General features: G+C 55.7%; 10 protein-coding genes. 3 read left to right on the forward strand and 7 right to left on the reverse strand.

The window, feature by feature from the left end:
• Window positions 1-50: 50 nt before the first annotated feature.
• The 7 genes from NQ490_RS00880 to deoD all read right to left on the reverse strand — a co-directional run bounded on the left by NQ490_RS00880 (window position 51) and on the right by deoD (window position 7,506).
• A complete protein-coding gene (locus NQ490_RS00880) occupies window positions 51-1,043 on the reverse strand; it encodes an ABC transporter permease (RefSeq protein WP_007046905.1) in 993 nt (330 codons plus the stop codon).
• Window positions 1,040-2,155, reverse strand: coding sequence for an ABC transporter permease (locus tag NQ490_RS00885; RefSeq protein ID WP_007046906.1), 1,116 nt, complete (start codon window positions 2,153-2,155; stop codon window positions 1,040-1,042). Before NQ490_RS00885 ends, NQ490_RS00880 begins: the two co-directional genes overlap by 4 nt.
• Window positions 2,152-3,666: an ABC transporter ATP-binding protein gene (locus NQ490_RS00890; protein WP_007046907.1), complete on the reverse strand. Its 1,515-nt coding sequence runs from the start codon at window positions 3,664-3,666 to the stop codon at window positions 2,152-2,154. Before NQ490_RS00890 ends, NQ490_RS00885 begins: the two co-directional genes overlap by 4 nt.
• Window positions 3,667-3,875: 209 nt before the next feature.
• Window positions 3,876-5,015, reverse strand: coding sequence for a BMP family lipoprotein (locus NQ490_RS00895; protein ID WP_007046909.1), 1,140 nt, complete (start codon window positions 5,013-5,015; stop codon window positions 3,876-3,878).
• A gap of 141 nt (window positions 5,016-5,156) precedes the next feature.
• Window positions 5,157-6,311: a BMP family lipoprotein gene (locus NQ490_RS00900; protein WP_007046911.1), complete on the reverse strand. Its 1,155-nt coding sequence runs from the start codon at window positions 6,309-6,311 to the stop codon at window positions 5,157-5,159.
• Window positions 6,312-6,327: 16 nt separating this feature from the next.
• Window positions 6,328-6,771, reverse strand: coding sequence for a cytidine deaminase (locus tag NQ490_RS00905; protein WP_007046912.1), 444 nt, complete (start codon window positions 6,769-6,771; stop codon window positions 6,328-6,330).
• Between the two features lie 3 nt (window positions 6,772-6,774).
• The gene (gene deoD, locus NQ490_RS00910) at window positions 6,775-7,506 is read right to left on the reverse strand and encodes a purine-nucleoside phosphorylase (RefSeq protein ID WP_007046913.1); all 732 of its coding nucleotides are present in this window, start codon (window positions 7,504-7,506) and stop codon (window positions 6,775-6,777) included.
• Window positions 7,507-7,609: 103 nt separating this feature from the next.
• On the opposite strand from deoD, the gene NQ490_RS00915 reads away from it, so the two are divergent.
• From NQ490_RS00915 to NQ490_RS00925, 3 genes are read left to right on the forward strand one after another with little or no spacing between them, the layout of a single operon-like run.
• Entirely contained in the window at window positions 7,610-8,524 is a 915-nt protein-coding gene (locus tag NQ490_RS00915) for a radical SAM protein (RefSeq protein WP_040917685.1), read from the forward strand.
• On the forward strand, window positions 8,524-10,404 hold the full coding sequence (locus NQ490_RS00920; RefSeq protein ID WP_007046916.1) for a hypothetical protein: 1,881 nt from the start codon (window positions 8,524-8,526) through the stop codon (window positions 10,402-10,404). Before NQ490_RS00915 ends, NQ490_RS00920 begins: the two co-directional genes overlap by 1 nt.
• A gap of 53 nt (window positions 10,405-10,457) precedes the next feature.
• Complete coding sequence (locus tag NQ490_RS00925) at window positions 10,458-11,330, forward strand: glycoside hydrolase family 25 protein (protein WP_007046917.1); 873 nt, start codon at window positions 10,458-10,460, stop codon at window positions 11,328-11,330.
• Window positions 11,331-11,343: the final 13 nt, after the last annotated feature.

Below are 11,343 nucleotides of genomic sequence, written 5' to 3' on the forward strand. Positions count from 1 at the left end.
AATGCCGCCCGGGGACGGCATTTCCGATTGTGTGGTAAACCGCAAAACGCTCAGCGGCTTCCCTTATCGTAAGGGATGCCCTCCGCCTTGGGCGCCTGCGAATTCTTGGACGTAAAGATCAGAACGATCATCGTAACGATATACGGGAGCATCTGATAAAAGTTGGAAACTTCCTTGACGCCTTCAAATTTGGGCAGGAAAGACAGCGAAGAGCTGTATGCTGCAATGACCTTGAACAAGGCGAAGAAGAAAGAAGAAGCCAGAATCGGGAACGGTTTCCAGTTACCGAAAATCATAACCGCCAGCGCCAGGAAGCCGTAGCCGCCCACATCCGAATTGAAACCCGAACCGGCCGCCACCGTGTAAGCCAGGCCGCCGATACCGCCGAGGAAACCGGAAATCAGCACACCGGCGTACCGCATCTTGTAGACATTGATGCCTACCGAGTCTGCCGCCTGGGGATGTTCGCCACAAGCGCGCAGCCGCAGGCCAAACCGGGTCTTGTACATCAACACATACGCCACGATAAACAGGACCACGGCAACGGGAGTCGTAAGGTAGAAATACTTGAAAATCAGATTATTCCAGAAGCTGGGGCCATCCACGGGCGCCAAACCGAAGGTCTCTCGCGTGATGCGCACCCAGCTGGGGATCTGGATCGTCGTAAGGCCCTGGCCCTGGATAGCCCAGGTCATAACCACTGCAAAGGCGGGTGCAAACTGGTTCAATGCAGTACCGCCGATCGTCTGATCTGCTTTCAGGTTGATGGCGACAAACCCCAGGAAGAAGGAGAAAATCATACCGGTAGCCCCTGCAACCAGGATGGCAATCAGCATGGAAAGCTGCGGATTGGCCGGGCCGAATCCGCTCTGATCCAAAGCCTGGAGCGTAAAGCAGGCAAACAGCGCACCGATGATCATCATGCCTTCCAGCGCAATGTTGATGACGCCGGAATGCTCACTGAACATGCCCCCCAGGGCAACAAGAAGCAGCGGAACCGCAAACAAAACGGTGAGGCTGATAATATTGGCAGCGATCATCATTTGGCAGCGCCTCCTTTCTCTTTACGGCCGGATACCGCTTTTGCAATCACACCGCGCATGAGCAGCGCAAAAGCTGCCAGGTAAATGATGACTGCAATGACGATGTCGATGGTTTCGGAGGAATATGCCGGCTGCATTGCCGCGCCGCCCACCTGAATATAACTGATGAACAACGCCGAGAAGATGGTTCCCACAGGATTGGAACTTGCCAGCAGCGCCACCGGGATGCCATTGAAGCCCATGCCCAGAATGGCCTTCTCCAGTACATACTGACCGGTACCGGCCAGATAGTAAATGCCGCCGCCGATGCCGGAAAGTGCACCGGAAATTACCATAGAAAGCACGATGTTGCGCTTTGCGTTGATGCCGGCATACTGTGCCGCATCGCGGCTGAGGCCACAGGCCTTGAGTTCGTAACCGAATGTTGTTTTCTGCAGCACGACCCACACAACAATGGCAAACACGATGCTGATTCCGATGCCGATGTTGATCCAACTGGAGTCGCCGAACAATGCTGCAAGGGGACCTTTGGGCAGAATTGCTCCGGGGTTGGCAGCCGAAAGTGCTGCGGTACGGTCGGAGTTGGAGGCCCCCCAGCCGGAGGCCAGCATGTTCGGAGAGTTTGCGAGAATCAGGTTGACGAGGTACATCCCGATCCAGTTGAACATGATAGCGGTAATGACTTCATTGACGTTGAAGTACGCCTTGAACAAGCCCGGGAAGACACCCCAGATGGCACCGCCGACTGCTGCCGCCAGCAAGCAGATAAACCACGGCATCTGGAACTGAATGGCAAACAGAAGCGCAAAGAAGGCGCCCATGGTATACTGACCGGAAGCCCCAATATTGAACAGGCCCGTCTTGAATGCAAAACCTACCGACAAACCGCACATCATGAGCGGAGCCGCCTGATACAGTACCTTACCGAACTTGTCCATGCTGCCGAAGCCGGTAGTCATCATCGCTTTCATGCCTTCCAGCGACGCGCCCGGGTTCAGGGCGATCAGCAGCAGGAAGCCAAGGATCAGGCCAATGACAATAGACAGCAGGCTGGCCAGAACGCCAACTACCGCAGGGTTCTGCAAAAGCGTACTTTTTTGATTCTTTTTCATGCCTTCGCCTCCCCCTGCTTTTTCGCCCCCGCCATATACAGGCCGAGTTCTTCCACCGTTGTCTTATGCGGGTCAAACTCACCGACGATCTGGCCTTCGTACATGACCAGAATCCGATCAGAGAGGTTCATAACTTCATCCAGTTCCAGACTAATGAGCAGGACCGCCTTCCCTTTGTCACGTTCTGCCACAATCTGTTTATGGATATACTCGATGGCACCGACGTCCAGGCCACGGGTAGGCTGGACGGCCACCAGCAGATCCGGGTCTTTATCCACCTCACGGGCGATGATTGCCTTTTGCTGGTTACCGCCCGACATGCTGCGGGCAATGGTCTGCGCTCCCTGGCCGCTGCGGACATCATACTGTTCGATCAGACGTTCCGCATAGGAAAGAACGGCACCTTTTTTGATAAATCCGTGATTCTGGAACTGCGGCTGCCAATAACGCTGCAACACCAGATTGTCTGCCAGCGTATAATCCAGTACCAATCCATGTTTATGGCGGTCCTCCGGAATATGGCTCATGCCGTCCTTGGAACGGGTTCGGATGCTTGCAGAGGTGATGTCCTGGCCGTTGAGCTTGATCGTACCGGAGACTACTTTCTCCAGACCGGTCAGACCGTAGACAAGCTCGCTCTGGCCGTTGCCCTCGATACCGGCGACACAGACGATCTCTCCGGCACGCACCTGGAAAGACACACCCTTGACAGCGTTGTTCTTATGCACTTTGCTGGCCACCACCAGGTTGTCCACTTCCAGAATGGTCCGACCAGGCTCGCAGGGCTTTTTCTCCACAGCGAATTCCACGTCGCGGCCCACCATCATACGGGAAAGCTCTTCCTTGGTGGTTTTGGCGATCTCCACCGTACCAATGCCCTTGCCTTTCTGCAAAACCGTGCACCGGTCAGCCACCGCCATGATCTCATTGAGCTTGTGGGTGATAAACAGGATGCTCTTGCCTTCCTCTTTGAAGCCGCGCATGATCTCCATGAGCTCATCAATTTCCTGCGGCGTCAGAACAGCCGTGGGCTCGTCGAAGATCAGAATATCATTGTCACGATACAGCATTTTCAGGATCTCAACACGCTGCTGCATGCCAACCGAAATATCACTGACCAACGCATCGGGATCCACACGCAGGCCATACTTTTCGCTCAGCTCCATGACTTTTTTGCGCGCCGCATCTTTACGCAAAAATCCATGCCGGGTGTCTTCCACACCCAGAATAATATTATCAAGCACCGTGAAGCATTCCACCAGTTTGAAATGCTGGTGAACCATGCCGATGCCCAGTGCATTGGCATCGTTGGGATTGTTGATCTTGACTTCCTGGCCGTTCTTTTTGATGATCCCCCTTTCCGGCTGGTACAAGCCAAACAACACGCTCATCAACGTGGACTTACCGGCACCATTTTCACCCAGAAGCGCATGGATCTCCCCTTTGCGAAGTTGCAAAGTAACATCATCATTCGCTTTGATACCAGGAAACTCCTTGGTGATGTGCAGCATTTCGATCACATATTGATCTGTCAAACCGTTGCACGCCCCTTTCCAAAAACACAGTTTCTTACTTTGTATTATATAGAAAAAATCACAATTGCACAAGAGAATTTGAACAAAAAGTGCAAAAATTCGCGCCGTCGTTCTTCTCTCACCTCATAGTATGACAAAAATCCCCCGCGCTTAAAGGCACGGGGGATTTGAAAAGTCAGAAAAGATTAGCCCTGGTAGTCCACGTTCACATTGGTGACAGCGGGCGTAACAGCGGTATCAAAGCTATCATCCACGACCAGCGTGCCGTCGACGATCTCCTGATACATAGTGTCGTACTGCTCCTGCGTGAATTTGGTGAACTTGCTGGTTTCCATCGGCAGGCCGACGCAGTTCTCGGCAGCGCCCAGAACGGTCTGCTTGCCGGCGTAAGCGTCGCTGAACTTCCAGCCATTGTCCATGGCATCGGTCAGAGCCACATTGACGGAGTTGGCAAGTGCCTTCATGGCGGAGGTGATGACGGTGTCAAACTGACCGGACTGGTCAACGTCAACGCCAATCATTTTGCCGCCGTTGGCCTGCGCTGCAGCATCGCAGCTCTGGCAGACAGGGCCGCCGCAAGCAAAGACCACTTCGGTGCCCTCGGAGTACCAGCCATCCATCTTGTTCTTGACCTCATCGGTAGCAGCAAAGCCGCCGGAGTACCAGTACTTGATGTTGACGTCGGTTTCGCCCAGCTCCTTGGCAGCGGCGTCAGCGCCCTGCACGAAGCCGTAGCCATAGCGGATAACCGCGGGAACAGCCATGCCGCCCAGGAAGCCCAGTTCCTTGTAGCCGTCGTACACAGCGGCGTAGCCAGCCAGGTAACCGGCCTGCTCTTCCTTGTAGGTGATCAAAGCGGTGTTGGCAGCAGGCTGAGCGCTGCCGTCAGCGCTCAGGTCGGTGGTGGCAACGTCCAGCGCGAGGAACTGCACATCGGGATACTTGGCCTGGGCCTCCGCAATGGAGGTGCCGAACAGGTAGCCGGCAACAACAATCGCCTTGGCGCCGTCGTTCACAGCGTTATCCATCTGCTCCAGACGGGCGGCATCAGAGTCCTCCGTGGGACGGTAATAGTTGGCGTTCAGACCATTGGCAGCGCAGAAATCCTGCACGCCCTGCCAGGTGTACTGGTTGAAAGACTGGTCGTCAATGTTGCCGACGTCGGTTACAAAAGCAACGTCGGTTTTGCTGCCGCTGCTGCTTTCTGCCGTAGCCTCGGTGCTGGCAGCCTCAGAAGTCGCCGCAGAGGAGGAAGCAGCTCCGCCGCAGGCAGCCAGAGAGAGCGCCATGCAGCCGGCCAGAACCAATGCAAGGAACTTTTTCATGGTTTTGATCTCCTTATTCCTGATAAACTTCGGGCGGAGCGTTTCCCCGCCGCTTTGCCTTCAGTATAACGGATTTCCGCCGGTTTTGCAATGGAAAAACCGGCGGAAATGCATTACAAATATTTAACAAAATGTCAAAAGTCAGTTCTCGATCTCCAGCGTGACAGAAGGTGTGTCCGGCAATGTATCCATATCGGAATAGGTTTCCACCTTCCGGTCGCTGTTGCGCAGTTCCTCATACAGGCGTTCATACTCCCGTTGGGTAAAGGTGTTGAACCGCCAGGTCGATCCCGCCAGCGCCACGCTGCCGTCGGTATAGCCGAGCTTCTCAGTCTGACCGGCCGCCTCCTGGCTCCAGGTACTGTTGGAGGAGAAGAAATCATACAGCTGTCTCTGCACAGCCGTATTGTAGCACTTCACGGCACTGCCGAGGACGCGTTCTCCCAGTGCATTCTGGTCCCAGTCCGTCGCGAAAATCTTGCCGCCGGTCTGGTTGGCCGCATCCATCGCGCGCTGTACAAGATCGCCCCCGTTGGCCAGGATCAGTCCTGTACCATTATTGTACCAATCCACCAGACGGGATGTCACCAGCGCCGGATCGTCGATGTTGCCGGTGTACCACACGCGCATGGACACTTCCTCGCCCTGCTGCTCCGCCGCATCCTCGGCTCCCTGCAGGAAACCGGTGCAGTAGCGCACCACATCCGGCAGTTCCTCATTTCCGGCGAACCCCAGCGCGGTGAACCCTTCCGTCACTGCGGCATACCCGGCCAGGTATCCAGCCTGCTCTTCCTGGAACTGAACGCAATGTACGTTGGACTCAGTGGTGTACACCGTATAATCCTCATTATGCGGTTCACCGTCAAACAACAGATAATGCACACCGGGGAAATTGGCCTGCACCTGGAACAGCGCCTCGGCCATTTTTTCGCCGCGGCAGACCACCAGCGTGGCCCCGCTCTGCGCCGCATTGCGCAAAGCTTCCTCCGCCGAATCTGCCTCACCATCTCCGTAGGTAAAGGACTGCGCCGTATAGCCAAAATTGGAAGCAAAAGTCTGGATTCCTTTCCAGAGCAGCGATTCAGCTCCGGATTCCAGGCCGTTGCTGTCCGCAGCCAGCGCAATAGCCGAACCACCGGGAAGCGGCGCAGCATCCGCAGCCGCCTGGTATACATACGACGCATCATCCAGCGGCACTGTAAACTGGGCCGTCTGCTGCGGATTTTCCTCCGATGCACAAGCTGCCAGTGACAGCAGCATGATGACAGAAACAAACAGCGCAACAACTTTTTTCATGAACAATGGGAACTCCTTACATCGAGGATTGGGAAGGCTCGGTCTCCAGGTTGGCCGGACCGAACCCATAGGGCAACAGCTCTCCCAGGGTCGTCACAATATAGTCCTCCTCCGTACGGGCCATAATTACCGTCAGAGAAGGACCGCCAAACTCGAACAGTGCCTGGCGACAGACCCCGCAGGGGCCGGTAACCAGTGTGTTGACTGTCCCCTGCATGCTGCCCACAATGGCGATGGCGGAAAACTTCCGTTCACCCTCGCTCACCGCTTTGAACAGTGCCGTACGTTCCGCACAGTTGGTAGGCGTGTACCCGGCATTTTCAATATTGCAGCCGGTATACACCTTTCCGTCCTGTGTCAGAAGCGCCGCCCCCACCTGAAAATGGGAATACGGCGTGTAGGCAAATTTTCGCGCCGCGAATGCCTGACGGATCAGCGATCGGATCTGTTCTTTTTCCATCGCTTACTTCTCCAGATAAGCGTCTGCCCCCAGCGCCACTTTCATCATGGCGGTGAAGCTGGTCTGACGCTGTTCCGGGGTCGTGATCTCGGGGGAGACAAAGCTATCCGAGATGGTCAGCAGGCAGGCCGCCCGTTTGCCAAGCACCTTGGCATTATGGAACAGCGCAAAGCTCTCCATCTCCACAGCGAGGCAGCCTTTTTCGTCCCGCAGACGCTCCCAGTAAGCGGGCTTCTCGTCACTGGGTTCCCGATAAAAAACGTCCGCAGAATGGATATTGCCCTCGATCAGAGGAATGCCCTGCGCCGCCGCACTGGCTTTCAGGGCAGCATTCAATTCTGCATTGGGTTTCTGGATATCGTCGGCATCCCCGCTCTGGGTCACGGCATAATTGCTTTCCGAATAAGCTCCGGCGGCCAGAACCACATCGAACAGTTTGGCTTTTTCGGTGTAGGAACCAGCCGAACCGATACGGATAATGTTTTCCACGCCGTACTGGCTGTACAGCTCATAGGAATAAATGCCGATGGACGGCATACCCATGCCGCTGCCCATCACACTGATGGGACGCCCCTGGTAGGTACCGGTGTAGCCGAGCATCCCGCGGACATCCGTGACAAGGCGGGGATTTTCCAGGAAGGTCTCCGCAATGAATTTAGCCCGCAGCGGATCGCCGGGCATCAGAACAGTTTTGGCGAAATCGCCTTTTTCGGCGCGGTTATGTGGTGTAGACATGATCGCACTCTCCTTTATTTTTGAGATTGGTCCTTATAGTATACCACATTTGGTGCGTTTGTGGTAAAATGAAACAGAAAAATTTGTGAAAGTGAGAGAAACCATGTCCTTACCGCATCGCTGTCATCTCTGCCCCCGCGCCTGCGGTGCCGACCGCGCAGCCGGTCAAGCCGGTTATTGCGGCGCCGATGACCGCCTGCTGGTGGCTCGTGCCGCCCTGCATCACTGGGAAGAGCCCTGCCTGAGCGGTGCCCCAGAAGATGTCCGCGGCAGCGGCACTGTGTTTTTCAGCGGCTGCACGCTTCGCTGCTGTTATTGCCAGAATTATCCCATCAGCCAGGAAGGTGTCGGCAAAGCCATCACCGTGGAGCACCTGGCAGAGATCTTTCTGCGGCTGCAAAGCGAAGGGGCCCGCAACATCAATCTTGTAACTGCTACGCAGTATCTGCCCCAGGTACGACATGCCCTGGATCTGGCCCGTGCGGACGGTCTGACGCTGCCTGTCGCCTATAATACCGGCGGCTATGAAACCGTTGCCGCCGTAAAAGCCCTGGCCGGGTATGTGGATATCTGGCTGACCGACTTCAAATACGCAGATCCCGATCTGGCGCAACGCCTTTCCTCCGCCCGGGAATACCCTGCCGTGGCGGAGAGCGCCCTGCGCCAGATGCTGGAGCAGACCGGCGCACCGGTGTATGACCATGAGGGCTTTCTGCAACGCGGTGTCATCGTGCGACACCTGGCATTGCCGGGCTGCGTGCGGGACAGTCGCAACGTCCTGAAGATTCTGGCCCGCCTGCAAAAGGAAACGGGAATTCCGTTTGTTCCCAGCCTTATGAGCCAGTTTACTCCTTTTTATAAAGCAGAAGCGCAGGGGCTCGGACGCCGTATCACCACCTATGAGTACCGCCAGGTCGTCGACGAAGCCATTCGTCTGGGTTTGACCGACGGTTATATGCAGGAAAAGAGCAGCGCCCGGGAAGAATACACCCCGCCGTTTGATCTGGAGGGCGTCTGATGGCTGTAAGTATTGCCTATCTTCTGTTGTTCCTGGCCGCTGGTTTTCTGGTGGCCTGGCGCATTCTCCCCGATGCAGACGGAGCGCTTCTGCTGCCGCTGGGCTGCAGCTACGGACTTTCCATGCTGGCCGTTTTTCCGGCCCTTTTCGCACTTCTGTTCGGGTTCGGAGAGCTTGCTGCAGTCTGCGCAGCCATCCCGGTCCTGGTCATCCTTTTGTATGCTTTGTACGGCAGCGCCCCTCTTCACAGAATTCATCACAGCACTGACCACGGTGCCATGTGGATTTGCCTCGCCCCCCTCCTGCTCGTTACGGTGTACCTGCTCCACACACATATTTTACACGCAGTCGACGGCACACTCCACACCGGTCAAAGCTGTTACGGCGACCTGCCCATGCACCTGGGGTTTATCGAATACATTGCGCAAAGCGGACAATTCCCTCCCGCCTATCCTCTGTTGGGCGGCGACCATCGGTTTGGCTATCCCTTTTTGTGTGAGACCGTTTCCAGCGTGTTCCGGGTATTGGGTGCCGACCAGCGTACCGCCTATCTGTTGCCCATGCTTCCTGCCGTATTTGCCGTGTTCGGCATGTTCTGGCAGCTGGCCCGCCGGGTTCTGGGCAGTGTTGCCAAGGCAAGTCTTGCCTTTTATCTGTTTTTTCTGGGCAGCGGTTTTGGGTTTGCCTATTTTCTCGGAAGCCCGGAAGATTTCCAAAGTATTTTCACGGGATTCTATACCACTCCCACCAATTACACCGTCAAAAACATCGTCTGGGTCAATCCCATTGTGGACCTGATGATTCCCCAGCGTGCCACCCTCTTTGGCTGGTCTTTGCTGTTGCCGGCGCTCCATCTGCTGTGGCGCTTTTGCTATGAAGAAGAACGCCGCCTTTGGCTGCCGCTGGCATTTCTGGTTCTGCCTCTCCCGCTCACGCACACCCACAGCGCCCTGGCGCTGGTACTGGTATGCCTTGTCGGCGGAGCATACACGCTGCTCCATGCCCCACATACCCGCGTCGTATTGCTTCCCTGGGGCGGGCTCGCCCTGCTATGCGGTGTCGCCTGGCTTGCCCAGATGTTGCCCACCGTACTTGCACAAAGCGTAGACGGCCAAAACATGCTGCGTTTGCACTTCAACTGGGTCAACAATACCGGAGATGGGACCTTAAAAGACAACTACTTTTGGTTCTACATCAAAAATATCGGCATCGTCTATCTGCTGCTCATTCCCGCCTGGTTCCACGCCTCCCGCAAGCAGCGCTGGTTTTACGGCGGCGGCCTGCTCATCTGGGCGCTGGCGGAGATTGTAGTCTTTCAGCCCAACACCTACGACAACAACAAGCTTCTCTACGTCTGGCATATGCTGGGTTGCCTTTTGGTGGCGCAGTTGATCGTGGATTTTCTTGCCAGCCTTCGCCGAGTGTGGGCTCGCCTTGCTGCGGCATGTGTTGTTTGCTTTCTGGGCATGTTCGGCAGCGTGCTTACCATCGGGCGGGAGGTTGTCAGCGATTATCAGCATTGGAGCGCCGACGAAATTGCACTGGCAGCGTTCGTATCCCAAAACGCCGAAAGCGATGCCCTGTTTCTGACCAGCGACCGGCACACCGCTCCGGTCTTCGCTTTGGCCGGCCGACGGATTCTGTGCGGTTCCGGCAGTTATGTCTATTATCACGGCATGGATTACGCCAGCGAATACCATGCAATGCATACCTTGTACGAAGCCCCCGATGAGGCCACTTTATCTGCCTGGGGTATCGACTATGTCGTATTTGATCCTTCCGTCACCTCGGAATTTTCCGCCGACGAAAACTGGTATGCCGCCTGTTACCCACTCTGGTATGACAATGACAGCTGCCGCGTTTATAAAATCTCTTCCTAGCACCATTCCCCCGCCCCACTGCATACTATGCAGCAAAGGGAGGGGGCTTTTTTATGGCTGTGTTTCAGAACGGCATTGACGTTTCCCGGTATCAGGGCAGCATCAACTGGTCCAAAGTGGCCGCCGCCGGCAAGGATTTTGTCATCGTACGTCTAGGTTCCAGCAACAGCGGCGGTCTGTATGTAGATCCCTATTTTCTGCAGAATGTCAATGGTGCCCATGCCGCCGGGCTGCGCGTGGGAGCCTACTACTATACCTATGCCCGCACCCAAAGCGCCGTGGCCGATGAGCTCTCGCTCTTTATGAACGCCATGCAGGGGCTGCAGTTGGAATATCCAGTCTTTGTGGATGTGGAGGATTCCAGTCTGACCAGTCTGGGCCGCACCCAACTGACCAACTTGGTACGATATGCGATGGATATCCTCTATCAACGCAAATGGTACGCCGGCTGGTACAGCTACACCAATTACATCAACAACTACCTCAACGCGGCCGAACTCAGCGCTTACCCGCTTTGGGTCGCGGATTACCGCTCCACCCTGGGATATACCGGACCATATACTATGTGGCAGTATTCCGGCAGCGGTACCGTGAACGGAATTTCCGGCGCCTGCGATCTTAACCGCAGTTACAAGGATTTTCTGCCTGCCATCCAGGCCGGCGGCTTCAACAACTACGGTCCCACCGGCCCCCTGATGCAGAATGTCAGCGGCTACACGCTGGTCGTTTTCAACGCCCGTACCGAGTATTTCTACACGCCCAACTTCAATGATGTGGTGGGCTATCTGCCGTTGGGCCGTTATACCGTTACCCAACGCAGCACCCAAAAATACAACGGATACGACTGGGTCATCTTTGACTACAATGGCGGGTCCTATTGGACTGCGGTACTGGGAGATCGTAACCGACTGGAAAAAACCGGCTGACAGATCGGTTGAG

The organism is Subdoligranulum variabile (genome assembly GCF_025152575.1).
Classification (GTDB): Bacteria; Bacillota; Clostridia; order Oscillospirales; family Ruminococcaceae; genus Gemmiger; species Gemmiger variabilis.